Source organism: Verrucomicrobium sp. BvORR034, from assembly GCF_000739635.1.
Taxonomy (GTDB): domain Bacteria; phylum Verrucomicrobiota; class Verrucomicrobiia; order Verrucomicrobiales; family Verrucomicrobiaceae; genus Verrucomicrobium.
Map to the genome: position 1 here is coordinate 1 of NZ_BATQ01000018.1, position 24,401 is coordinate 24,401.

General features: G+C 61.0%; 22 protein-coding genes and 1 pseudogene. 19 read left to right on the forward strand and 4 right to left on the reverse strand.

The annotated features are described in order from the left end of the window. Positions 1 to 695: 695 nt before the first annotated feature. Entirely contained in the window at positions 696 to 1,238 is a 543-nt protein-coding gene (locus tag BV034_RS03945) for an NAD(P)H-dependent oxidoreductase (RefSeq protein ID WP_050024344.1), read from the forward strand. A gap of 114 nt (positions 1,239 to 1,352) precedes the next feature. Next, positions 1,353 to 1,769, forward strand: coding sequence for a DoxX family protein (locus BV034_RS03950; RefSeq protein WP_050024345.1), 417 nt, complete (start codon positions 1,353 to 1,355; stop codon positions 1,767 to 1,769). Positions 1,770 to 1,863: 94 nt separating this feature from the next. On the opposite strand, the gene BV034_RS03955 is transcribed toward BV034_RS03950, so the two are convergent. The 3 genes from BV034_RS03955 to BV034_RS03965 form a co-directional block, all read right to left on the reverse strand. Further along, on the reverse strand, positions 1,864 to 2,439 hold the full coding sequence (locus BV034_RS03955; protein ID WP_050024347.1) for a hypothetical protein: 576 nt from the start codon (positions 2,437 to 2,439) through the stop codon (positions 1,864 to 1,866). A gap of 93 nt (positions 2,440 to 2,532) precedes the next feature. Then, positions 2,533 to 3,861: a dipeptidase gene (locus tag BV034_RS03960; RefSeq protein WP_050024349.1), complete on the reverse strand. Its 1,329-nt coding sequence runs from the start codon at positions 3,859 to 3,861 to the stop codon at positions 2,533 to 2,535. Between the two features lie 38 nt (positions 3,862 to 3,899). Next, entirely contained in the window at positions 3,900 to 4,547 is a 648-nt protein-coding gene (locus BV034_RS03965) for a M50 family metallopeptidase (RefSeq protein WP_081887558.1), read from the reverse strand. Between the two features lie 376 nt (positions 4,548 to 4,923). Here BV034_RS03965 and msrB point away from each other — a divergent pair. The 13 genes and pseudogenes from msrB to BV034_RS04025 all read left to right on the forward strand — a co-directional run. Beyond that, positions 4,924 to 5,412, forward strand: a pseudogene (gene msrB, locus BV034_RS03970) (peptide-methionine (R)-S-oxide reductase MsrB); the annotation flags it as partial. A gap of 134 nt (positions 5,413 to 5,546) precedes the next feature. Further along, positions 5,547 to 5,723, forward strand: coding sequence for a hypothetical protein (locus BV034_RS35620; RefSeq protein ID WP_265592600.1), 177 nt, complete (start codon positions 5,547 to 5,549; stop codon positions 5,721 to 5,723). 126 nt (positions 5,724 to 5,849) lie between these two features. Beyond that, positions 5,850 to 6,137 (forward strand): hypothetical protein, encoded by a 288-nt coding sequence (locus BV034_RS03975; RefSeq protein WP_265592601.1) that lies wholly within the window; start codon positions 5,850 to 5,852, stop codon positions 6,135 to 6,137. An 87-nt stretch (positions 6,138 to 6,224) separates the two neighbouring features. Next, positions 6,225 to 7,529, forward strand: coding sequence for a lysophospholipid acyltransferase family protein (locus BV034_RS03980; RefSeq protein WP_265592602.1), 1,305 nt, complete (start codon positions 6,225 to 6,227; stop codon positions 7,527 to 7,529). Continuing rightward, positions 7,526 to 8,425, forward strand: coding sequence for a phosphatase PAP2 family protein (locus BV034_RS03985; RefSeq protein WP_050024359.1), 900 nt, complete (start codon positions 7,526 to 7,528; stop codon positions 8,423 to 8,425). The genes BV034_RS03980 and BV034_RS03985 overlap by 4 nt, the downstream gene beginning before the upstream one ends. Continuing rightward, entirely contained in the window at positions 8,367 to 10,919 is a 2,553-nt protein-coding gene (locus BV034_RS03990) for a PEP/pyruvate-binding domain-containing protein (protein ID WP_265592603.1), read from the forward strand. Before BV034_RS03985 ends, BV034_RS03990 begins: the two co-directional genes overlap by 59 nt. Positions 10,920 to 10,976: 57 nt before the next feature. Then, positions 10,977 to 11,309 carry a DUF4339 domain-containing protein gene (locus BV034_RS03995; RefSeq protein WP_050024362.1) on the forward strand — a complete coding sequence of 111 codons (333 nt, stop codon included), beginning with the start codon at positions 10,977 to 10,979 and terminating at the stop codon, positions 11,307 to 11,309. 99 nt (positions 11,310 to 11,408) lie between these two features. Further along, the gene (locus BV034_RS04000; RefSeq protein ID WP_050024364.1) at positions 11,409 to 12,272 is read left to right on the forward strand and encodes an RDD family protein; all 864 of its coding nucleotides are present in this window, start codon (positions 11,409 to 11,411) and stop codon (positions 12,270 to 12,272) included. 47 nt (positions 12,273 to 12,319) lie between these two features. Continuing rightward, complete coding sequence (locus tag BV034_RS04005; RefSeq protein ID WP_050024366.1) at positions 12,320 to 12,973, forward strand: hypothetical protein; 654 nt, start codon at positions 12,320 to 12,322, stop codon at positions 12,971 to 12,973. An 8-nt stretch (positions 12,974 to 12,981) separates the two neighbouring features. Beyond that, positions 12,982 to 14,079 carry a hypothetical protein gene (locus BV034_RS04010; RefSeq protein ID WP_050024367.1) on the forward strand — a complete coding sequence of 366 codons (1,098 nt, stop codon included), beginning with the start codon at positions 12,982 to 12,984 and terminating at the stop codon, positions 14,077 to 14,079. 33 nt (positions 14,080 to 14,112) lie between these two features. Continuing rightward, on the forward strand, positions 14,113 to 14,424 hold the full coding sequence (locus BV034_RS04015) for a hypothetical protein (RefSeq protein ID WP_050024369.1): 312 nt from the start codon (positions 14,113 to 14,115) through the stop codon (positions 14,422 to 14,424). A 39-nt stretch (positions 14,425 to 14,463) separates the two neighbouring features. Next, on the forward strand, positions 14,464 to 16,137 hold the full coding sequence (locus tag BV034_RS04020; RefSeq protein ID WP_050024371.1) for a DUF4129 domain-containing protein: 1,674 nt from the start codon (positions 14,464 to 14,466) through the stop codon (positions 16,135 to 16,137). Further along, positions 16,127 to 17,599 carry a DUF4350 domain-containing protein gene (locus BV034_RS04025; protein WP_050024373.1) on the forward strand — a complete coding sequence of 491 codons (1,473 nt, stop codon included), beginning with the start codon at positions 16,127 to 16,129 and terminating at the stop codon, positions 17,597 to 17,599. Before BV034_RS04020 ends, BV034_RS04025 begins: the two co-directional genes overlap by 11 nt. A gap of 3 nt (positions 17,600 to 17,602) precedes the next feature. On the opposite strand, the gene BV034_RS04030 is transcribed toward BV034_RS04025, so the two are convergent. Beyond that, on the reverse strand, positions 17,603 to 18,787 hold the full coding sequence (locus BV034_RS04030; RefSeq protein ID WP_050024375.1) for a serine hydrolase domain-containing protein: 1,185 nt from the start codon (positions 18,785 to 18,787) through the stop codon (positions 17,603 to 17,605). A gap of 122 nt (positions 18,788 to 18,909) precedes the next feature. On the opposite strand from BV034_RS04030, the gene BV034_RS04035 reads away from it, so the two are divergent. The 4 genes from BV034_RS04035 to grpE all read left to right on the forward strand — a co-directional run bounded on the left by BV034_RS04035 (position 18,910) and on the right by grpE (position 24,401). Continuing rightward, positions 18,910 to 20,598, forward strand: coding sequence for a hypothetical protein (locus BV034_RS04035; protein ID WP_050024376.1), 1,689 nt, complete (start codon positions 18,910 to 18,912; stop codon positions 20,596 to 20,598). Positions 20,599 to 20,683: 85 nt separating this feature from the next. Further along, complete coding sequence (locus BV034_RS04040; protein ID WP_050024378.1) at positions 20,684 to 23,353, forward strand: hypothetical protein; 2,670 nt, start codon at positions 20,684 to 20,686, stop codon at positions 23,351 to 23,353. 23 nt (positions 23,354 to 23,376) lie between these two features. Next, on the forward strand, positions 23,377 to 23,679 hold the full coding sequence (locus BV034_RS04045) for a J domain-containing protein (RefSeq protein ID WP_050024380.1): 303 nt from the start codon (positions 23,377 to 23,379) through the stop codon (positions 23,677 to 23,679). Further along, positions 23,676 to 24,401 (forward strand): nucleotide exchange factor GrpE, encoded by a 726-nt coding sequence (gene grpE, locus BV034_RS04050; RefSeq protein WP_050024382.1) that lies wholly within the window; start codon positions 23,676 to 23,678, stop codon positions 24,399 to 24,401. The genes BV034_RS04045 and grpE overlap by 4 nt, the downstream gene beginning before the upstream one ends.

Here is a 24,401-nt window from a genome sequence, read left to right on the forward strand (position 1 = left end):
CGTAGGTACCCAGGGTTGACTCGCTTAGAGCTCGTCCAACCACTGGGCTGTGCTAGAAATCCCCTTCGGGGATTAACTGCGGACTGAGCAGGAGTTGGTTCGTTCTCCTCACGTCGACAACTACGGCCGGTGTTGGGGGGTGCACGGCAGAAGGAATCCTCAAACACCTTCTGTATCCGCACCCAGCCCGATGGCTCACGCCCCAACTCCCGCCCACTGGTGCTTGATCACCAACCACCCAGCGCCCCTGTAGTTGTCGACGTGAGGAGAACGCACCAAACGCGCGACCGACCTGCACACGGGTGTTTTTGGGGAGCGCAGGCGGCTCGCCTGCCACAAGGGCGGCCCCGCCCGCGTAGCACATCGTTATCCGGTGGAGGCCCTCTTTTTGTTCCAGCCACCTCACCTGCCCGGCGGGCCGCCGGGCTGAAGCAGGCGAGCCGCCTGCGCTCCCCTTCGCGAATCCGTTGCTAGGGGGGAATGGTGATGGTCTGACTGCCTACCGCACCGCGAGGTTCCTTGGCAGGCACTAGCCGAAGCGTCTGCAAGTTTCGCCTCTCTCCGATGGTGCCAAGTTTCGACAGATTCAGGCACCATTGATCCGCCCTTCCCTTTCCACCTTGGCTTGGGAAACCCGACGACAAACCCAAGCTCCTGTGCGAAAAACGTCTGGCCACCCTTTCCGTCTTCGCCTTATGAAAATCACTCTTGTGAGCGGCACGAACCGCCCCGGCAGCAACACCCGAAAAATCGTCAGCCAAGTCGCCAGCCTCTACGCTGAGCTGGGCCAGCCGGTGGACATTCTCGATCTCGCCGAGCTTCCCCCCGAGATTTTCCATCCCTCTTCCTACGCCAGCAAGCCTGCCTCCTTCTCCCGGTTCAGCGACGCCGTCCTGGCCAGCGACGGCCTTCACGTGGTGACGCCGGAGTACAACGGCAGCGTTCCTGGCGTGCTAAAGTATTTCATCGACATGCTGAAGTTCCCCGAGAGCTTTCAACATCGCCCTGTGGCCTTCACCGGACTCGGTGCGGGCATGTGGGGAGCCCTTCGCCCCGTGGAGCAACTCCAGGCCATCTTTGGTTACCGCAATGCCTTCGTGTTCCCGGAGCGGGTCTTCATGCCCGGCGTGAACTCGCTGCTCGGCGATGATGGCACGGTGATCGATCCCGATGTGGTCGCCCGCCTCAAGTCCCAGGCTCAAGGCTTCTTGAACTTTGTCACCAAGCTCAAGGCCTGATCGCCGCGTGATTCTCGAACCTCGTCTTGATGGCAAGACTGGGCCAACTTTTTGGAATAAAGGCCTGCTAATGGGTCACCAACCCACTACCCTCGAACGTAAGCACTCCCACCTATGAAATTCCTTCAGCTCAACTTCATTCCCCGCAGCACCGATCTCGGCCTCCTGGTCCTCCGACTCTGGCTCGGTCTTTCCATGGGAGTGCTTCACGGCCTCGTCAAAGCCCAGAACTTTGACAGTAGCCTGTCCCAGTTCAAATCCGTGATCGGCCTGGGGGCCAAACCAGAGCTCATGCTGGCCCTCTTTGCCGAACTGGTCTGCTCCGTGCTGCTGGTCTTGGGACTCTTTACCCGCGTGGCCGCAGTGTTCCTGATCGTCACCATGGCCGTGGCCTTCTTCGTGGCCCATGGAGCCGTGCTCTCCGGCGCAGGCAGCGGCGAGCTCGCCTTTATCTACCTCGCCGGATTTGTGACCCTCTTCTTCACCGGCGCTGGCAAGTTCTCGGTGGACTCCAAGCTGGGCGGGCGCTGATTCTCGCGATCCTCTTCAAACGAAAAACGCCGGTGGCTGCAGACCACCGGCGTTTTTTTGTGAATGGGTTTCGGGAAAGAACCGCGTTGGGAAGTTACTTTTTCTTCACCGCGGAGAACACACGGGCCACGGGGTCAAACACGCAGGTGAAGTCTTCCACCTCGAACCGCTTGCCATTGAGCGTGCCTTTGCCGCTGATCGCCAGGAAGGCTTGCGGACCGTCTTTGCTCCAGCCCACGCAGCGCAGGTAGCTCCGGTCCAGAAAGGTGTCCTTGATCTCCTTGCCGCCCTCGATCTGTGCGGCCAGGCGCTGCACGGCGAAGTCAAAGTCGAACTCCTTCACCTCCTTGTAGGTGAGGCCGGTGGAACGCTTGAAGAGGCGCACCGTCGTTCCCAGACTGCTGCCGCCATCGGTGACGAAGAGCCAGCGGTCATCGGAGGAGAAGTGCACCTTCAGCGCGCCCAGCCCTACCAGGTCGGCCACCTTGGCACCGGTGCCGCCATGCGCCCAGGAGACGAAGAGTTCGCCGCCATCGCTGGTGGAGCGGGCCACCCATACCAGATCTTTGGTGGAGGATTTGCCATCGACGGTATCAGCCTGCACCTGGACGGGCAGGAGAGCAGAGAGAACCGCAGCAGCGGCCATCGCAAAAAGGGAGAGTGTTTTCATGGATCAGTCGGGATGATGTGAAGAGGGGGACAAGCTCTGATTGTGCAACGCAGGCCCTGTGTGACAAAAAACCTGCGTTGCCATCCTCGACGATCATTTGGCCAGTTCGCGCAGCAGATGCTGGTTGAGCCGGATGCCTGCTTCAAAGTTTGCCACCGGATAGTTTTCATTCGGCGCATGAGCCTGGCAGTCGGGCAGCGCCAGACCCAGCAGAAGGGTATCCACGCCCAGTACATCGCGGAAGGCCTGCACGATAGGGATGCTGCCGCCTTCACGGATCAGGGCGGGTTTGCCTCCAAACGTGGCTTCCAGGGCGTTCTGTGCGGCCTGACCAAAGGGAGAAAAGGGATCCATCAGGTACGGCTGGCCGGTATGACCCAGCTCGATTTCCAGATTCACACCGGGAGGGGTGTGCTGGCGAAGGTGGGCTTCTACTTTGGCAAGAATGTCCTCTGGGTTCTGATCAGGTACCAGACGGAAGCTGAATTTGGCAAAAGCGGATCGCGGGATCACTGTCTTCGAGCCTTCGCCCTGATAACCTCCCCCGATGCCATTGATCTCGGCTGTCGGCCGCGCCCAGCGGCGCTCCATGTCAGAATAGCCCGCTTCCCCAAAGAGCTCCGGCACTCCGGTCAGCTTCTGCGTCTCCGCGGCGGAGTCTCCCAGCTTGGCCCAGGACTCCCGTTCCCAGTCGGCCAGCGGTCGCACGGCGTCGTAGAAGCCCTCCACCGAGACCCTGCCTTCAGGATCGTGGAAGGTGGAGAGGATCCGAGCCAGCGCCATGTTGGGGTTGGCCACCGCTCCGCCAAACAGGCCGGAGTGCAGGTCAATCCCGGGACCGCGCACCGTCACTTCCACGCAGGCAATGCCCCGCAAACCATATGTGAACGTGCCCTTGCCCTTCGCCACCATCCCTGTGTCGGAGATGGCCACCACATCGCATTTGAGCAGTTCCTTGTTGGCCAGCAGGAAGGGTTTGAGGTTGGGGCTGCCAATTTCTTCCTCACCTTCAATGAGAAACGTCAAGTTGACGGGCAGGTCGCCGTGCTCCCGCAAGGCCTGTTCCACTCCGCACACATGGGCCATGAACTGACCCTTGTTATCAGCGGATCCGCGGCACATGATGCGGTCGCCTACCAGGGTGGGTTCGAAGGCCGGAGTCCGCCATTCGCCCAAAGGCTCTGCTGGCTGCACGTCATAGTGACCGTAGATCAACACCGTGCGGCGGTCTGGGCGATGTTCGTTCTGGGCGATCACCACCGGATGCCCTGGGGTCTCATGCAGACTGGTCTTCAGCCCCATGCGGCTCAGCTTTTCCACCAGCCAGTTGGCGCAGGCGCGGGTGTCATCACGCCGGGAGGAGTCGGTGGAGACGCTGGGGAAGCGCAATACCGTGAAAAGATCTTCGAGGGGAGTGCTCATGGAAAGGTAATGGTAGAAGGGCGGCAGCCGGGACGGAATCAGTTGGGGTAAAGCATACCTGCGGGGCGGTCACCGCGATAGCGCTGGAAGTTTTCGTACGCCATCATGCCAAGCAGGAGGGTGGTGAAGGTACTGCCACGGGACAGCATCCAAAGTGCGAGTACGGCGGCTCCGATGATGCCGACCAGATAGGTGACTTTTTCCATGCGGGGTCCAAGGAAATGCAGCAGCACCTTGCCACCATCCATTGGATAGATGGGGAAAAGATTGAAAACGCCCCAGACGATGCTGACCCACGCGAACGCCTTCAGGAAATCGACGACAAACTGCGAGTCTCCACTGCTCATCTTGAGGAGTTTCCATGCGAGGAGCCCCAGGAGTATCTGGATGACGGGACCGGCCAGGCTGATCTTGATGTGCTGAGGGCGGGAGAATCCACGGTCCGAAATCGCGAGCCCACCAAGGGCTACAAGCATGATCTGCACCCTGCCGCCGTACCGGCGTTGCAGGAAGGCATGGCCCAGTTCGTGGATGATGATGGAGATCAGAGCTGCCAGGACAAAAGCGAGCAGGTACTGGAAATCCTCCGGCGACTTGGCCAATGGCTTGCCGCTCAAAAACACTGCCGTCACCCAGAACATCCAGTGAATGGCAATCGGGAATCCAAATAGGGAAAATCGAATCATAGTTGAACCTCAAAAGGATGGCTACGAATGCAACCAGATTGCGGCCATGGGCAATATTCCTTGGGAATATTCCACCGTTCGTTCGTCTTACAGGGGTAGAGCAGGGATGCTAAGCGCGGTTTGTTTGAACCGCCGGCTTGCAATCCCGATCAGAACCAGTTCATCCTTTCGTATTCTACCCATGTCCACTGTTCGCCCATACCCCATCGCCGCCGTCCGGGGCAGTGTCCTCGCTCACGCCGCCCGCGCCCTGACCCTGGTTGCCGGCCTTTCCCTCGCCACCATGTCCCAAGCTGCAGAACCTGAGAAAAAGGAAGAACCCAAGTCCGAAGCCGCCGCCAAACCTGACGCCGCCGGACCCCGCGCCCCCCTTCCGACCAAGGAAGAGCTCAAGCAGAAGCTCACCCCCGTCCAATTTGCCGTCACCCAGCAGAGCGGCACGGAACGCCCGTTCACGAACGAGTATGACCATCACTTCGAGGAGGGCATCTACGTGGACATCGTCTCCGGAGACCCGCTTTTCTCCTCCAAGGACAAGTTCGACTCCGGCTGCGGCTGGCCTGCATTCACGAAGCCGATCAACGACAAAGAGGTCAAGGAACTCGCAGACAACACCCACGGCATGGTCCGCACCGAAGTCCGCTCCAACCGCGCGGACTCCCACCTGGGTCATGTTTTCAATGATGGCCCCAAGGACAAAGGTGGCCTTCGTTATTGCATCAACTCCGCCTCCCTGCGCTTCATCCCCAAGGCCAAAATGCAGGAGGCTGGTTACGGTGGGCTGCTCCATCTGTTTAATGACACCAAGCCCAAGACGGAAGCCACGGCGGCAGCTGCCAAGACCGAGGAAGAGAAGAAGAAGTAACGCGTTCCCTGGGGTGTTTCCCCACTGATCAAGGCCCTGTCGTGCTCTCAGCATGATGGGGCTTTTTTGGTTTATGCCTTCGGCATGGTGACGCACCTGCTGGCGGATCCGACAGGCTATGCTACGGTTTTGCCATGAGATCCGAGATCAAGGAGCCGCCAAGTGGAGAATTGGTGCTGCGTTCTCCCTTGCCGCCGGAAGTTTGCGTGGCGCGCATCAAGCAGTTGATCTGTACAGACTGGGCGGGCTGGGCCGATGGCCCGGAAGCCCTGAAGCGCCAGCCCTTCACTGGCTCGATCAATCTCCGGTGATTTCGTCTCGCCAAGAGGCTCACTTATCAAAACTCCTTTAACCCTGTGTTCATTGGCACCCTAACACCGGATGGCAAAGGCACGGTGATCCGGGGTACGGTGGGTTTGGATCCGGGATCGGCTGCCATGTTTCTGCTCCTTGGGCTGGGGGCTGGGGCTGGGGCGGGGGCGCTCTTGATCTTTGCAGTGCGTCAGTTCCTCGAGGGCCATCGGGTGGCGGGAACCCAGTTGGCGGCTGCCGCCTTTCTGCCCGGGGTCTTCGCCTTTGCGGGAGTCGCCCTTGCGCGGGTTCGCTATAGCCCGGAGACAGGGGAGGCGGTTTTTATTCTGGACTGTCTCTCACAGCATTTGGAAGCCGATGCCAGTGCCGGTGTTGAGGATGGCACGGTGGCGGATTCAGCAGTGCGGCGGTAATCGAACGGAGAAACTCATTACCGTGTCACAATCGCTGGCATTTTCCGATGCATGTCTTGTCGGGGGAGATCCCCGTCTGCCAACGCCGTGCTTCCATCCCGCTCAATTGACTCCTCTGCGCCGCTGCCTCTGGCAGAGGGCGACCGTATCGCCATGCGTCCTGGCTGGCATGCCAGGTTTCACCGGTTGATCGCCTGGCTCTATTTCGACCGCGTCACTGTGACAGGGCGGGAACATCTGCCCGGATCTGAGGAAGGCCCTGTGTTGTTTCTGTGCCTGCACCGGAACGGCGCGGTGGATGCATTTGTCTATCACGCCCTCCTGGCCCCCACCCGGTTCATGGTATCGGTGCAACTGTGCCGGAGCTGGTTTGGGCGGCTGTTCTTTTCCGGGATCGAAGTGGTGAGGGACAAGGATCGGGCCAAGACGCCGGACGCAGACCGGATCAACCAGCAGGCCATGCAGGAATGCCAGGACCTGCTTGCGCGAGGGGGGCGGCTGACGATTTTCCCAGAAGGCACCAGCACGCTCGGCCCCCGGCACCTTCCCTTCCGGGCGGGGGCTTCACACCTGATCCTGGAGCACTTAAAAGCAGGGCGCAGTGACCTGAAGATCATCCCCTTGGGCATCCACTATGAAGAGCCCAGCCTCTTCCAGCGCCGCGTCGAGGTGGTCATCGGGCCGCCAGTGTCGCTGGATTTCGAGGAGTCAACTTCAGACCGCCGCCGGCTTCTCGCCATCAAGGAGCGTACCTCGGCCGCTCTGGAAGTCGTTGGCATCAATGTCGCGACGGAGCAGGAACAGGAGGATGTTCAGCACATCGCCTTCGCCCTCACCTTGGGGACGCAGCACGAGTACTTTGCCATGATGAAGCGGCTGGAGCGCGGCATCCCGGCCCCGATGCTGGAAGCCTGGCGTGCTTTTCAGCAGGCCATCCGCGACCGGCAGGCCGCCATGCCCGGCCTGCCGTTGGTGTTGTATCAAGGCATACCTCTTTTCCCCATCAAACCTGTGCCGGTGTACGTCACCGCGTTCTTCCTCTTTGGCACGCTCTGGTTCCCAGGGGTGTGGCTCAATCTTCCACCGTTGCTGCTGGGGTGGCTGGCCGCCCGGAAAATGGCCGATGATCTCAATGTGGTCAGTCTGTGGAAGATCATGGTGGGTGTGCCCGCCTTCCTCCTTTGGGGTGCCCTGGTGGTGCTGATCGCCCTGCTCAGCGGGCACCCAGCCTTTGCTCTGATGTACGTCGTGGCAACCCTTGTTTCCCAACAACTCACCCATCGTTTTCAGAAGGTGGCCATCGCCGTCAACAATGCCCTCCGGCATCCGGAACTGCGACGCCAGGCGCTTGTGTTTCACGAACAATTGATTCGGGAGGTTGACCGCTCATGACCCGGCTGGATTCCTGGAGAATCCTTCCCCATGAAATCGCCTTCGCCCTGTTCTGGATTTCTGGAACCGTGCGGCTGGTGATGAGGCAGGGGTGGGGGGGTGATGCGATTCTCTTTACCAGCCTTTTGCTGGTCAGCGGCGCGTTGATCCTGTTGTCACTCCGGCTGCCGCACCGGCGGTGGACCATGTACCTGAGGCTCCTCTATTTCCCCCTGGCGATCAATCTGACCTATGCGGCCATCCGCACGGCTGTGCCTGCCATGACGACCCGTCGCTGGGACCTGGCTTTGCAAAAGTGCGATGAAACACTCCTCGGTGGGCACCCCTCCCTCTGGCTCCAGTCCTGGGTGAACCCTTGGGCTACGGAGATCCTCAGTTTTTGCTACCTCACCTTCTTCGCGGGCCTGCTGCTGAGCTGGATCCACTATTATCGTCGGGATCTCGGCCTTGCCCGCCTTTTCACGGCGGGATTTTTCACCGTGTACGGGCTGGGATTTCTAGGTTATACCCTCATTCCTGCCGCTGGACCGCATTTGGACCCCGCTTTTGCCGCCCGCTACACCGTGCCGCTGGAGGGCTGGGTGTTCACCAAGTGGAATGCTGCCCTCGTGGAGGCGGGGAGCAACCGGGTGGATGTTTTTCCCAGCCTCCACACGGCGGTGACGGCATTTCTCCTGGGGTTTGACCGTCGCTTTGCACCCGGCCGATTCCGTCTTTGGCTGGTGCCTACCGTTGGCCTCTGGCTCTCCACCATCTACCTCCGCTACCACTATGTAACGGACGTGATGGCTGGGTTTGCCCTGGCCGGCTTTGCCATCTGGCTGACCCGATACCTTCATGCCCCCGACCCACACCCGACATCCTCACGCCGACATGAGCCTGCTGCTTCCATTTGACGATCAACGCGCCACCCGGGTGGATCTCTGCGGGGGTAAAGGAGCCAACCTTGCCCTGCTCACGCAGAACGGGTTCCCGGTGCCCGCAGGCATGGTGGTGACCACCCTCGCGTACCAGGAGTTTGTATCAGGATTGGGGGAGGTGCTCGCCCAGGCCGCGGATCTCTCCGCCGAGGATCCGGTTCGCCTCCAGCAGGGCAGTGCACGCCTTAGGGAAGAGCTGTCCCTGGCACCTCTCCCGGAGGCCGTGGCAGCTGAGGTGCGCGAGGCCCTGGCCGCCCGCCCGGCAGGGCAGGCGTACTCGGTGCGTTCCTCCTCCAACCTGGAGGATCTGGCCAGTGCGGCCTTCGCCGGTCAGCACGACACCTTCCTCAATGTGATTGGGCCAGACGAGGTGCTGGCGAAGATCAAGGCTTGTTTCCTCTCCCTCTGGCATGACCGCGCCATCGCCTACCGGCGGGAGCACGGCTTTGACCACACGCACGCGAGCATGGCGGTGGTGATCCAGCAAATGGTCCCCTGCGACGTTGCCGGCGTGGCCTTCAGCATCAATCCTGTGAACGGCGATCTCGGCACGATCGTGGTGGATGCCAACTACGGGCTGGGGGAGTCGGTCGTGAGCGGAGAGGCGGAGGTGGATCACTTTGAACTCGACAAAGCAACAGGTACGGTGAAGTCCCGCACGGTGGCCACCAAGTCCCACATGGTGGTTTCCTCAGACCAGGGCACGGTGGATCGTGTGGTGGACGGGGCCGCCGCATGTTGCGCCTGCTTGAGCGATGCGCAGCTTGCCGAGCTGGCGGCGCTCCTGGTCCGTGTGGAGCGGCACTACCGCTTTCCGCAGGACATCGAATGGGGCTTGCTCGGCGGCACGCTGCACCTGCTCCAGTCCCGACCCATCACCACCATCCCACCCAAGTGGACCCGGGACGAGTCCGCCGAGCGCTTTCCCAACGTCATCACGCCGCTCACCTGGGATTTTGTGGATGCCGGTTTCCACGAATCGCTGCACTATTCCTTCCGCCTCATGGACTACCCGGCGTTCCGCGGGAAGTGGTTCGCCAGCTTCGGCCACTACATCTATGGCAACCAGAATGCCGTGCGGCTCTATGCGGGACGTACCCCTTTCCACTTCACCAACCTGGAGGATCTGCTGGGTCAGATGCCCCGGCTCCGGGAAGAATACCGTTGGGTACAGGAACTGCCGGTGACCTGGATGCGGGATCTCGATGGCTACCTCATCCGTTTGGGCGTGTTTTCCATGGTACCGCTTCAGGAGATGAACGAGACCGCGTTGTGGACGCATGTGAAGGAGGTAGTGGCGCATGGTGCGACCTACTTCCGGCCCAACATCGCCATCTCCATCACCCAGTCGGTGCTGTGCCGTCTGCTGCTGAAGCTGCTTGCTTACGTGGTCGGTGAGCAGGACGCGCGGCCCATGTTCGACACCCTCATGTCCTGGTGTGAGACCAAGACCGGTCAGATCAATCGGGAGCTGTTTGAGCTGGCGCATCGAGCCCAGCAGAAGCCCACTCTGGCAATCTTGCTGAAGGAGGTTCCCTCGCGCGAGATCATCGAGGACCATCTGCTCGAACCGTTCGAGGAGTTTAACGCCCAGTTTGAGCGCTTTCTCGAGAACCACGGACACCGTGAAATCGACTTTGATGCCTATCAGCCTCCATGGCGTGAGGCACCGTGGGTGGTCCTGGACAACCTCAAGATCATCCTTGCCTCACCCATGCATGCGGCTCCGGTGAAAAAGGAGCGGGAAATCAAGGTGGCGGCACAGCAGGCGGAGTTTCGTTTGTTCAGCAAGCTCCCGCAGGAGGCCCACTACTTCTTCTCTGAGATCCTCCGCCTGGCGCGGGCTTACACAAGCCTGGATGATCTGGAGCACTACCAGACCACCCGGCTCAACCAGCCTTTGCGCATGGGATTGCGGGCGCTGGGGGATCGGCTCGTGGCGCGCGGCGTGTTGGAAGAGCCCATGGACATCTTCTATGCGCATGAGGCGCAGATTGAAACGGCGGTGCATGCGGGTAGCGGTACCGCCTGGCGACTGTTGGGAGAACAGGTCCGTGATCAAAAAGCCGCCTGCATGGCGGATGCCGCACGGGAGCCGGAGTGGAATCTGGGAGAGTCGGCTCCGGAACCTCTGGAAGACTCTGGTGACATGACCGGCCTCGCTGGCAGTCCGGGAGAGTCAGAGGGCGAAGTCTTTCGCGTGTTGTCGGCTGACGACTTCGCGAAGTTTCCCAAAGGCGCGGTGTTGGTCGCTCACACCACGAGTCCGACCTGGACCCCGCTCTTCTATCTGGCCAGCGCGGTTATCACGGCCAGTGGTGGTCCGCTGTCCCACGGGGCGGTCACCGCCCGGGAGATGGGCATCCCGGCGGTCATGGCCGTGCGTGAGTGCCTCTCGCGGCTGACCAACGGGCAGCGGGTGCGGGTGGATGGTTCTCGAGGTCGCGTCAGGCTGGTGCAGGAAACTTGAGCATCAGGCACCCAAGTCTTGCAATCCCGGAAGGGGCGGGGCAGTATCCCTTCCGGCATGAACTGGTATTACTCAGTCGAGGGTCACGCGCTGGGGCCCGTAAACGAGGAGGCGCTGGAAAAGCTCGCCCTTGAAGGCGCGTTGGTGAAGGACACCTTGGTCTGGCGGCCGGAACTTGAGGAATGGGCTCCCTTGCAGAAACTGCATCCGGACCTGCTTGAGCGTGTGCGCCAAGCCCAGGAAAAGCCCGTGCCTGTGACAAAGGCCACCGCTCCAGTCCCGCTGAGCACGCCCTCCTCCAATGCTGCCGCAAACGGGGGTGCTCCAGGAGAATCCCACAAGGAGAAGCCGGGTCTCTTTGGACGACTTTTCGGACGCGAAAGGAATTGAGGATCAGGGCAGGTTTTTTGCTTTTCTCCACGGCTTCTCTCAGCGAGGGTGCATCCGCTCTTCACGCTTCTCCCAACCCAAGACAGATCCCGCCGACACATGAACTGGTTTTACTCTGAAAACGGACAACAAAAGGGCCCGATCTCCGACATGGAACTGACCACGCTGGTGCGTGGTGGGACCATTCCGACCAACACGCTGGTTTGGAGGGAAGGTCTGCCAGACTGGCAGCCGCTCTCCCAAGTGCGGCCTGACCTTACTCAGGTGAGCCCCGCCACCCCCACCCTCGGTGGCGTGCCGGTGTATGACAAAGGGCTCCTCCTCCAGCAGATGCGGGAAGGCGTGGTCACCGAGGCCACCCATCCTGGGGCGATGGAGTACGTCGGCTTTTGGTGGCGCTTGCTGGCCCGGTTCATTGACTACATCGTGGTTTCCGTGGGGAGTTGCCTGCTTTTCCTGCCCATCGCATTTGGCTTGGGCATGGCGAGTGCCACTGGAGGAGACTCTGCCGGGACGGCAGGGATTCAGATCGTTGGGCAGCTGGTCATGAATTTCCTGCAACTGGTCATCTGGGCGGGCTACTACACCTGGATGACGGGCAAATACAGTGCCACGCTAGGCAAGCTGGCTCTGGGCTTTAAGGTGGTCAATGCTGACGGTACCAAGCCGTCCTACCTCCGGTCGCTCGGGCGTTTTGCGGCGGACTATCTGCTCAGTGGCTTGATCTTGGGCATTGTGGTCTTCGTCTTGCTCATGCTGGTCATGGCCTTGGGTTTTGGCGGCTTCAGATCCCTCATGGAAAGCAATCGGGAAGCTTTCGCCGGCGGAATTGCCTTCGGCATGTTCGCTTCCATGTTCGTTGGCTTTCTGTTGGGTTCCTTCCCATGGTGGATGGCGGCGTTCGATCCCGAGAAGCGTGCGTTGCATGACCGGGTCTGCGCGACCCGCGTGGTGCGCAAGTAGCGCCGACCCTACTCCGGCCCTCCAAAGAAAAAACCCCGGCAGTGATCATGGCCACCCTCCGCTGTACCAGTTGCGGCTACGCCATCCCCCAAGAAGCCTTCAAGGGGCGCGAAAGCGCCCCCTGTCCGCTCTGTGGGCGGGTGTCGCAGGCATGGGTCCTCCCGGCTTTGACTGCGGGTGCGGGAGTCAACCTCGCCGCCCCCCGGCCACCCTCGCTGCCGGATGATCCTCCCGGTCCGGGGGACAATGTTTGTTTCTACAACCCCGAGCGCCGGGCCACCACGTCCTGCAGCCACTGCGGTGTTTTCATTTCCGATGCCTGGGCAGCCCAGTGGGGAGGGGAGACCGTCTGTTTCAAGTGCCTGGACAATCTCCGGCTCAAGCGGCAGGACTCCCGTTTCCAGTCACGGCGCGTCCTTTGGGACAACATCGCCCTCCTGACGACCCTGGCCCCCTTCCTCCTCTGCATCCCATTGCTGCTGCTGGGACCGGTCGGGGTGGCGTTCATCGCCATGTGCGTCATGGTCAGTCTCATCACGGCCCCTACGGGATTGGGCTTGGCGATCTTCGCCTGGGGCAAGCCTCGCAGTCTGGTGCCTCGCGGCCGGGGGCGGGTAGTGTGGGCCGGGTTGTTGAGCCTCCTTCAGTGCGCGGCTTGGGTGGTGCTCTTCATCGCGCTTGTGTCCAAGAACTTTGATTGAGTTGGCCGATGAAGCAGTCATTTGACGATTACAAACATCTGGCCGGCGGCACCGGCGGCAAGGGCAGCCTCTGGCAGGGGCCCGACCACCTGCTTGTGGTCGAGGGGCGGGGATTCATTCTCCCGTTTAGTGAGGTGTACCGCCGGGTGGACTATGACAAAATTCAAGCCCTGACTCTGGTCACCACGAAGTCTTACATCTGGGCTTCCATCGGCATGGGGCTCGCGGCGGTGTTCTTTCTTGGGCTGGCGTTTCTCAGTCGTGATGAGGAGCCGTTTCTCCCGATTTCTCTGGTCATCCCGGGAGTGATGCTCACGGTTCTGTTGCTGATCAATATGTTCCGCGGGCGCACCTGCCGTTGCTCCCTCCAGACGGCCGTGCAGGTCCTGCGGTTGAAGCCACTGGTCCGCGTGCAAAAGGCGGAACCCGTCATGCGTCTTCTGGAGGATCTCTGTCGCAGGCAGCAGAGCAATCTGGTGTCCGCCTCGTTTTTCCCAGCCCAACCCGGTGCGGAGTCTGCAGCCGCTTTGCCTCTGCCTCCTCCCTTGCTACCAGGGGCCTCCATCCCGGGCGGCAAACCTCCCTGGCAGGGCAGCAACTGGACCTTTTTCACCGGGCTCCTCATGCTCCTGTGGGGACCCGCGCTGGCAGCAGAGCTTTTTGTTCCGGGGCTGGCGCTCACCATCTCCAGCGTGGTACTCGGCACCCTGATCACGGTCTTGGGCATCATCGGCCTCGTTCACGCGTCCCGCTACCGGACCCCTGGCACCTTGCTGACGTGTCTTTGGGCGAATCTCGTGGTGGATTTGCTGGCCGGGTTGGGCATGTACATTCTGGCGATCGCGGCGGTCATGCACCAGGGGATGAACAATCCCGAAGATATGTTTGGCAAGAAGGCGGTTGGCAACGAGCGCATCCTCTCTTTCCTGGCCGACTACTCCATGGAGCAGTGTGAGCCCTGGGGCTGGGGTCTGGTGATGTTGGGGGGCTTGATCCTCATTTTGGGCTTGAGTATTGTCGTGTACGGTGGGCGGGGTCGCCGGCTCGCTCCGGAAGCTCTCGCCACTCCTCCTCCGGTGCCGCCCCCCTTGGATCCAGCTGCCTAAGAGTCCGGTCTCTCCTGCAAATCCCTCTTTCCCGTGTCCAACGCCATCTGTCTCAATCATCCCCTCCGGGAAGCAGCGGCCCGTTGCACTTCCTGTGGGAACACCTTCTGTCGTGAATGCATCACGGATCTGGAGGGGCGCATGGTGTGCGTGGCCTGTCACCGGGAGAAGACCAGCGTCAAGGACAAGCCCAAGCGGGATTGGTTCCTGGTGACCGCTGGCCTACAGGCGGTACTGGGGGTTGCGATCCTGTGGTTCACCACCTGGGCAGTGGGGCGTATCCTGCTGAACATCCCCGCCGAGGTGCATGAGGGCACCATCTGGATGAAATTCTCCGGTATGTAGCCGGATCGCCACAGACACTCCCTTCCCGAGTTCCCCCCCATGGCCCACCGCCAGCCATCCACCCTGCCGACCCTCATCACCTTGTTGGAGGAGGCCACCCACCTGCTGAGACGATCCCCGTCGTCGGCGTGGCTGACCTACTACGCCTCGACCATTCCGTTCGCGCTCTACTTGTTTTTTTTCCTCAATGACATGTCCCGCTCAGCCAGTGCGGGAGCCCATGTCATGGAGTCTTCCCTGGTGCTTGCCCTCCTCTATGGGGTGATGAAGATCGGTCAGGCACTGTATTGCGACCAGCTGGAGGCCGTCGTGCAAGGCAGGCCGCCATCGGGGGCCCTGCCGTTTCGCGGGTGGTGCCGCCTCGTGGCCTCCCAGATGCTTATTCACGCGACCGCTCCTTGGGTGCTGGCCATTGCGCTTCTGGCCATGCTGCCGTTCCCGTGGACTTACGCGTTCTATCACAACGTGACCATTCTGGCGGTGGATCATTTCCGCAAGGGCGGCACCACGAGAGAACTGGTCCGCATTGCCGCCCGGCAGTCTCATTTGGAGTGGCTTCAGAACGCGACCACCATCGGCATCATCAAGCTGGTGGCCTTCCTGATGTATCTCAATGTTTTCATCGGATTCGGCATGGGGGCCATGCTGCTGAAGTCCTTCACAGGCATTGAGAACCCTTTCAGCATGAACTGGACGCTTCTCTTCAGCACTGGCATTCAGGGTTTGCTGGTGATGATCTGCTATCTGGGGATCAATCCCCTGGTGAAGAGCATCTACATTCTCCGGTGCTTCTATGGCGAATCCCGCACCACAGGGGCCGATCTCTCGGTCATCCTGCGGCGCATCATCTCTCTGCGGGCGGCCACGGCGGGGGTGACCCTGTTGCTGGCGCTTTGCTCCTTCGCAGCGGCAACTCCGGTGGCGGCTCAGTCCACGGCTCCAGCCTCGGCCCCTGCCGCAGCGCCCGAGCGTGGCGGCGAGCTGTCGCAGAACATCGAGAGCGTGCTGCAAGGTTCAGAATACCAGTGGCGCATGCCGCGGGACGGCGGTCCGAAAGTGGAGGAGGAGAGCTCCTGGCTCGCAAGCGGGTTCAAAGATCTGGGAGCCTGGATCAACAGCATGCTGGAGCACATCGGCAATGCCATCGGGGATCTCATTGACTGGTTGTTTGGCGGGAAGGAGATGCCCGACATGCCCACTGACGCCCCCACGGGATCGGCCTGGATGGCCATGATGCCCAAGATCCTGATCGTGCTGGCGGTGGTGCTGGTCCTCGGGGTACTCTGGCTCTTCTACCGCAACTGGCGTCAGTCGCGTCTCACCCAGGTGGTGGAGGCCGCAGCTGCCCCGGCGGAAATCGACCTGGAAAGCGAGCACGTCGTGGCGACGCAGTTGCCGGAAAACGAGTGGCTACGCATGGCTCGTGAGAAAATGGAGGCCGGGGAGCTCAGGCTGGCCCTGCGTGCCCTCTTCCTCGCAACGTTGGCGCATCTCGGCGAGAAACGCATGCTCCAGATCAGCGGCACCAAATCCAACGGAGACTATGTGCGGGAGATCAACCGCAAAGCCCGGGGGCATGAGGACGTGCAGGCCAGCTTTCTGCGTCAGGTTCGCACCTTTGACCGGGTCTGGTACGGCTGGCACGACGTCACACAGGAACTCATGACCAGCTTCCAGGAGGAACACGAGCGCATCACCCGCCATGCAGCGTAACAACGCAGTCCCTGTCGTCATCCTTGTTTTGCTGGGGTGCTTTGCCGTCTGGTGCCTCTCCAGCATCATCGGCCGTCGCTTCTCGGCGGGCAATGCCTATCCCCCTTATTCCTCACTGCGCAGTGATCCTCTGGGATCGCGGGTGCTGTTTGAGTCCCTTGACCGTCTGGATGGCACACAAGCACTGCGCAACTACCGCAGCCTCGACAAGCTCGAGGGCGGCCCCGGCCAGACCCTCATGCTGCTGCGCCTGACCCCGGAGGTGTTTGCTTCCAGGGAGTTCAATGGCAAGGACGTGCAGGCCTTTGCCGCCCGCGGCGGCCGGGTGGTGATCACGCTGGACGGCCAGGTCGGCAACTGGAAGGAGATGGAGAATCGCGTGGACAAGCGGCGCGATGAGAACGCCGAGCGACGCGAGCGCGAACAGCGGGAAGAGCGCCGGAAGGAAAGGGAGAAGAAGCGGGAACGCGAGCAGGCTGCGAAAAAGGATGCTCCCGCTCAACCAGCAGACAAGAAGGGTGAGGATCAGCGCAAGCTTGAGGAGTTGAAGGAGCAAATGGCCTGGCTGCTGAAGTCGAGATCCTTGAAGGAGGTACTCGGTTTAACGGTGGACCGGCAGAACTTTGTCATGACGGCGAAGGGAGCGATTGAACTGGAGAAGTCCCCCCAACTGCCTTTGAAGGACGGCGAGCTGCCGGCGTGGTACAGCCGGACGTCCCTCAAGTTCGAGGAAATCCCCGAGAAAAAACCCGCATTGGATGACAAGGCGGAGGATAAGGGGGAAGACAAGGCGGAAGCCGGGAACAAGGACGAGGAGAAAGACGAAAAGCCGGTGTCCACCTCCGACCGCTGGACGGCCCTTGCCGCGGCTAATGGTTCCATCATGATTGCGGAGCAACGCATCGGCCAGGGGAGCGTGGTGGTGGCCACGGACAGCTACTTTGCCAGCAATGAAGCTCTGCTGAAGGAGCGGGCCCCGCAGTTCCTGGCCTGGCTAGTAGGCCCCTCGCGTGAAGTGATCTTTGACGAGTTTCATCTGGGCACGGTGGAGACTCCCGGCATCATGACGCTCGCCCGTCGTCTGCACCTTCAGGGCCTCTTCATCGGTGGTCTGGTTCTGTTCGGCCTTTTCATCTGGCAGAGCAGCTCCAGCCTGGTGCCTGCGGAGGATGTCGCGAGCAAGGAAGCGGAATCCGTGGTCTCCGGTCACGGAGCCACCGCAGGTTTGATCAGCCTGCTGCGGCGTGGTATTCCTCGCGGCCAGTTGCTCACCCGCTGCTTCGAGGTGTGGGAAAAATCCGCGCGCCAGACCGGGGCGGCAGCTTCACGCGTGGCTGCCGCGGAACAAGTGATGACGCCTGTGAAAGGCATCAAGCTCCCGGTTCGACAGGTGGCGGGTGTGTATCGCCAGATTTGTGAAGCCGTGCACACCGGGCCCCGTCGCAAGCAGGGTGGTGCGTAAGTTTCAGAGGCCCGCTCCGCCCGTCAGCACATACCCTGCGGCCTGGGCGGAGAGCGTGCCCATCCGCTCATAGATGGAAAGGATGTTGGTGCGCCCTTTGGTGCCGTGCAGCCGGCTGGAAAGGAAGATGTAGAAACTGCCGGATGCCGGATCGATCCAGAGACACGTGCCGGTGAATCCCGTGTGGCCGTAGGAACCATCAGGAAACAACATGCCCCGGGGGCGGCTGTAGCTGGAGTTCAGATCCCAGCCAAGCCCCCGCTGGTCGGCCATGGCGGGCGGCGATTGCACAGAGGTCATCAGTTGTACCGTCTCCGGGCGCAAGACCCTGGCACCCTCCAGCTCCCCCTGCCGCAGCATCATGCGCGCGTATCTGGCCAGATCACCGATGGTGCTGAACAGCCCGGCATGACCCGTCACCCCGCCCATGCGACGGGAGGTGGGATCGTGCACGACGCCACGGAGGAGCTGGCCGTTCTCGTCATTTTCCGTGGGGGCGATGCGTGGTTTCAGCGCATCTCCCGGCACATACGTGGTGTCCTTCATCCGCAGGGGATCAAAGACATGCTGTCTGGCAAACTGGTCCAGTGGCTGTTTGGCCACGCGGCTCACCAGCTCTCCCAGCAGCAGGAAATTGATGTCACTGTAGCGGAACTCGGCATCTGGGAGATGAAACGGCTCCGTGGTAGTGATCAGTTGAAACCCGGCCGCCCAGCCCGTCCAGGGCGGGTTGAGTGGGATGCCTGGTCGCAGTCCCGAGGTGTGGGTCATCAGTTGTTTGACCGTGATGAACTCCCGGCCGCTCCCGGTGAATTCCGGCAAGTGGCGGCAGACCCGGTCATTGATGTCCAGCTTGCCCTGTTCATACAGCAGCATCACCGATGGTGCCGTGGCCACCACTTTGGTAAGCGAAGCGAGGTCGAAAATCGTGTCCGCGGTCAGCGGCTCCACGGCCGGGACGCGGGCTCGCGATCCGTGAAAGCCCGATGCCACGACGCCTTGCCTCTCGATCCACCATTCGGCACCAGGGAGCTGTCGGTTTTTAACGGCATCTTCCACCATTGCCTGAATCTCCGCGAGGCGTCCGCGTACCAGCGGCTGGGGGGTGGGAGACGCCGGAAGCGCCCACGCCTGGCTCCAGGGGGCCAGGGCGGCAGTCTGAAGCCAGCGGCGGCGACTGAACGGCATCGGCAAATTCTAACGGGAAATTCCGGGAAGGGAATCCTTGTCTGAAATTTTCGCAGGGCGTCCGCCTGGCGGTGTCGGGTGGAACAGATGTTCTATGGTGGCTGCTCCCGGCGTGGGCTAGCATGACTGCCGCAGAGTTGCGGACACTGGTGAAAATGATGTCGATGCCCCGGCCTTCGGTCTGGCTGGCCATGGTGGCTGGTTTGTTCTGCCATGCCTTGCCGCTGCCAGCAGAAGACGTCGCGGTGTGGCAATGGTCTGCTCCGGTAGAGGGGATCGTTTCCCCTGAGACTCAAGCCGCTCCCCGCGTCTATCTGTGGATCCCGCCGACCTGTCAGAAGCTGCGGGGCGTGTTGCTGGGGCAGCACAACATGGAGGAGGAGCCCATCCTGGAGCACCCCGGATTTCGCAAAGCGCTGGCAGACTTGCAGTTCGCCGCCGTCTGGATCACTCCACCACTGGGCCTGGACCTCCAGGCGGATACGGTCTTGGGTGGGAGGTTCGAGGGATTTCTCAGCGCCTTGGGCGCGATGTCCGGGCACACCGAGCTGAGCACGGTGCCTGTGGTCCCCATTGGACACTCGGCTGCGGCCTCCTTTCCCTGGTCCTTTGCTGCCTGGAAGCCAGAGCGGACTCTGGCGGCCATTTCCATCAGCGGGCAGTGGCCGTACGCCACGAATCCTGGCATTCCCAAACTGTCAGGGGATGCCCTCAACGGAGTGCCGGGGCTGGTGACTCTAGGAGAGTATGAATGGGCCTCGGATCGGGCGGGAGAGGGCCTCAAACAACGTCGCGCACATTCCCGGCTGCCGCTCACCTTTCTGGCGGAGCCGGGGGGCGGGCACTTCGATGTCTCCGAGGCCAAGGTGGAGTTCTTGGCGTTCTATCTGCAAAAGGCGGCTCAGTATCGCTTGCCGATTAAAGAAGGGCAGCCTCTGGTGGCACTGGATCCCAGTCGCGAGGGGTGGCTGGTGGAACGCTGGCGACGTGATCAATCTCGCAAGTCAGCGGCTGATCCAGTGGCTCAGTACAACGGGGATCGTGAGCAGGCGTTCTGGTGCTTCGACCAGGAAACCGCTCAGAGAATCGAGGCCTTCGGTCACGAGCGCGAGAACAAAAAAGCCCAACTGGTGGGCTATGAGCAAGCTGGCGTCACGGCGGGGCAGGACAAGAACACTCATCAGCAGGTCACCTTGCCGTTCTTACCTGAACCAGATGGCGTCACCTTCAAGCTGCGCGGCACTTTCCTTGATTCCGTGCCAGAGGGGAGACCTGTTAAATGGACCCAGCTTCCCGCTGGTGCGGAGATCGGTCATGCCTCCAGTGGTGGGCCAGTTGTCATCCAGAGAATCTGCGGCCCGGTGACCCAACTCGGCCCCGAGACTTTTCAAATTGCCTTTGGGCGGCTTGGTTTCGACAACCCACGCCGTTCGGGGGAAATCTGGCTGCAGGCAAGCCATCCGGGAGATGGAGAGTACAAACGCGCCGTGCAGCAGGCGCTTCTGAAGATCCCGGTGCGCAACACTTCCGGCCCTGCCCAGCGCATCACCTTTGCCCCGCTTTCCAATCAAAAGTCCGAAACAACCACGGTGCCCCTGATGGCCACCGCAGACTCCGGAGAGAAGGTGCGATTCTATGTGCGCGAGGGGCCCGCCTGGGTGGACGGGGACACCCTGCATCTCACCCCGCTGCCACCCCGCGCCCGGTTTCCGGTGAAGGTCACCGTGGTGGCCTGGCAGTGGGGCCGGTCTATCGAACCCAAACTCCAGAGCGCCGAGCCGTTGGAGCGGTCTTTTGAAGTGGTGCGTTAGTTGCTGTCAGGCTGGCAAATGAGGATTCCTCGGCGGTCGCAGGTTGCGCGTGACGGTGGGTGGGATAAAGAAATCCCTCCGTCGTATGAAGCCCGCCGCCCCCTCCAATTCCCCGGCCCCATCCGCCACAGACAAGGTGCGCAGCCTGTTGAGTGCCAAGCAGTGGCGCAAAGCTCGTGATGAGGCGAAGCAGGGTTGCAAAGCAGACAAAGCGACATTCCTGCCGTTGTTGATTGAGGCCAATACGGGGTTGGCCTTGGAGATGATCTCCAAGAAGCAGATTTCGGAAGCGGAACAGGTGATTTCCTACCTCGCAACGATCGCTCCCAAGGAGATCGTCGATTTACTGAAGAAGGAAATTGTCGCGCAAAAGGAGAGCCTGGCGGGAGCGACTCCTGCCCCACCGCAGGCTTCCGCATCGGTTCGCCTTCCCACATTGGATGAGGTGACAGCACTGGCCTCAAAACTCAGTTCAGGAGAGGAGATTGCTTCTTCTGATTGGAACCGTATTGATGCCTGGGTGGCAGAGGCGCTGTCGAGGAGTCTCCCGACCCTGAAGGAGGGTTCCTCCCAGATTCTTCAGGATTTGATTGCGATAGGGCGCGCAGTGGAGGCCGTGGGCAACGGTGACTTTCCCGCAGCGCAGGATCTCTTGCGTCCTCTGTCGCTGAAGTCTGCGTTGCAGCATTGGAAGTCGTTCCTGCGGGCGGTCGTCTTCACGCACCAGGGAGAGAACGAAAAAGCCATCAAAGGATTCAGCACGCTGACGGCTTCCGCGTTGCTGACCAAGGCCTCAGTGCCTTACCTCTCCCTATTGAAGGCACCGGCGGCGGAGGGTGCCAAGCCGTCTGATGAGCAGCTTGCATTTGGCCTCCTCGCTCTGACGGGAGGGGACCCCGGGTGGGCCCCTTCCGTGGCAAAGGCGGAATCTCACTGGATCAAAGGCGAAGCGTCCCGCGCGTATCATGCTCTGCGCAATGGCGCGAAAGGCAAGTTTCCGACCATTGTTCCGAATGTGGCCGGCACGCTCACGGATCAGGTGTTTGCCACCGGGGAGCTAAGTGATGATCGGCGGGATCAACTGCTGGTTGCAGTTTTGGATGACCTGCCAAAGGCGCTTGTCCGTCCCAAGGAGGCCTTGGCCTTGCTGCGGAGTGTCATGTTGAACTTGGACTTCCTGAAGGAAACTGACATTCCGACGGTTTTCGAGACCTATGTTCGGGTCTGGAAGGCCGAGGGAGGGTTGTCGCCTGAGACTGAGGCTCTGGCCCGGGTATGGATGGCAGAGAAGTGGGCGGATGAGGCCATGGTGCCATCGCAGATTCCCGGTCAATTTAGAATTCTGATGCGCAACCCCAAGGCTGCCCACGCCGAGTTTGAAAAGGCCATTCGGCTCCGGCCGGATTGGGTGAAGCCCTATCTGGGGTTGTGCCGGGTCTTGGAGAGGGTAGAGGGAGATTCTTTCAAGCGGCAGGAGCTTCTTGAAGGGATGTGCCAGCGGTTCGAGGAAGACAAGGGCGTGCTGGTGCTGGCTGCTGAGTTGGACCTGGAGTTGAAGAACTTCTCGAGGGCGCTGGCCAGTCTGGAGAAAGCGCTGCGGTTGGATCCCCTCGACACCCGTCTGCAGGAAGATGTGGTGTTTGCCAGGGCGGGTTACATCATAGATAGAGAGGGGAAAGCCTCTCCAGATGAATGGGCCGGTGTGGAACCTCTTTTGGTGAACGAGGCCAAGGTCCAGACGCGGTCCCGGTGGTGCATGCGGTTAATCCAAGGGGCAGGCCATCAACGGGGCAGCTTCGCGGCGGTCCGTGAAGAGGGCATAGCCCTGGCACCCCATCCTCTGGTGGCGGTCTATTTCGAGCAGATGTTCTGCATTTGCTTCGTTTTACCTGCGCCCAAGGACAACGCCGCGCGCTGGAAGGCGGCGCTCCCTACTGTGAAGTCTGAAACCATCATCCAGTTGCTGGATGTCTTTGAGTATTGGGTCTTGCGACGCAAGTCTCCCGGCACGATGGGGCAGCTTCGGAAGCCTCTGGAGGCTGCCATGTCAGCAGTGAAATTTAAAACGGAGTCCCCCGAAGCCGTGCTGAGACTGGCTGATGCCCTGGTGTCGCACGTGACCAGAGACAAGAAGGATGACAAGTTCAAGGAGCTGTGCGACTACCTGATTTTCCTCCTGCACAAGCGTTTCCTTTCGAAAGAGCACAGGCCAAAAGCAGACCCTCGCTTGAGACTTGCTGTAGCTGTCCTGGACGATTTGCGTTGTTTCAGCGGAACGGTTTACGAGCCGGAATTTTATCTGGAACAGCTGGCGAACGATGCCACTGCGGCAGGTCTGCCGGTGGTGGCTGAGAGGGCTCGCAAGCTGCGGCACAAGGTGGAGGAGCTTCACTCCAAAAGAAGGGGAGGCTTTGACGATCCGATATTCGAGGTCATTCCGTCAGGACCGGACGGCTATGAGGATGACGGGGGGCTTTCCAATGACGACATCCGTGGGTTTATGGATATCATCCTCCAGATCAAGGGTACCCATCCACGCGATGTTGCCGCCTTCCGGAAGCGGGTGATCAAAGAGGGCGTGATACCGGTCGAGATGTTTGACTTGCTGGTTGACTTCGCCAAGCATAGCTCAGACGAGGAACTCGCCGAAATCATGATGGGTGGGGACGACGATGAAGATGAGTCCGACCCTCTGCCCAGCAAGCCGAAGGGGCGTGGAAAGGTCGCCCATCCTGACCAGCTCGACTTGTTCTAAATCTTCCAACCCCCTGTTGACTCATGAATCCCTATCTTGAACTGGGTGTCACCGAAAACGCGGGTGACGAGGAAATACGCCTCGCGTATGTGAAAGGCATCCAGACGCGTTCTCCAGAAAACGATCCGGAAGGTTTTCAGCTGCTGAACGCGGCTTATGAACGCATCCGCACGTCTGAGCTGAGGGACATGTGGCGGCTTTTCCGGGACGCTGCCCCGGGGGCTTCGCTCTTGGATGCCCTGGCCCGCTACCTTCAACAACCCGGAGTGGCCCGGCCCATGCCCGCCGCCCAGTTCAAGCAGTACCTCCGTCTTTGTGCCAAATGAATCCTTCTTTTCCCCTTCCTCACGGATCCGATGTTGATCCGGAAAGTTCCTCTGCTGGTGTCGAGTGGAAGTCGGCCCTGCGTGCGGAGTTCGAAACCTGGCTTGAGTCTGTCGATCAATTGGCTGAGCCGGAGGCGGATGACATTGCAGCTGCTGAGGAGGCACCCAGCCTGAGATCCTTCTACGAGCAACTCACCACTGCAACCACGGAGTGGCGTCGCTCGGGGCGCCGCACGGCTGATGTGCTCGCCCGGCTGGGCGACTCGCTCTCCGCCCTGGGTGAGGAGACCCGCCAGTTGCGTTTGCAACGATCTCAGGAGGAGCAGGGAGATGCGCTCCCCTCAGACTGGTGTCTGGCGCTGATCGAGACGGCCGACAAGATCCGGCGCATCCAAACCGCTTTCGATAGCCCTCCTCAAGTGTCTCCCACCTGGTGGCCTTCCGCCCGTGCCGGCCTGCAGACCTGGCGCAATGCGTGGCAGGTCCAGGGCGAAGCCTTCGCGATTCTGTCCGGGCATGTGGACGGACAGTTGAGGAAGGCCGGGCTGGAAAGGATCGTCACTCAAGGCCGGATCCTTGACCCAGCCGTGATGACCGCCGTCAGCGTGACTGTGGACGGATCGGTGCCCGATCAGACGGTGATCGAGGAAATATTACCCGGTTACCAGAGGGGCGGTCAGCTTGTCCGCGCCGCCCAGGTCCGGGTCTCCCGCTCCGCATAG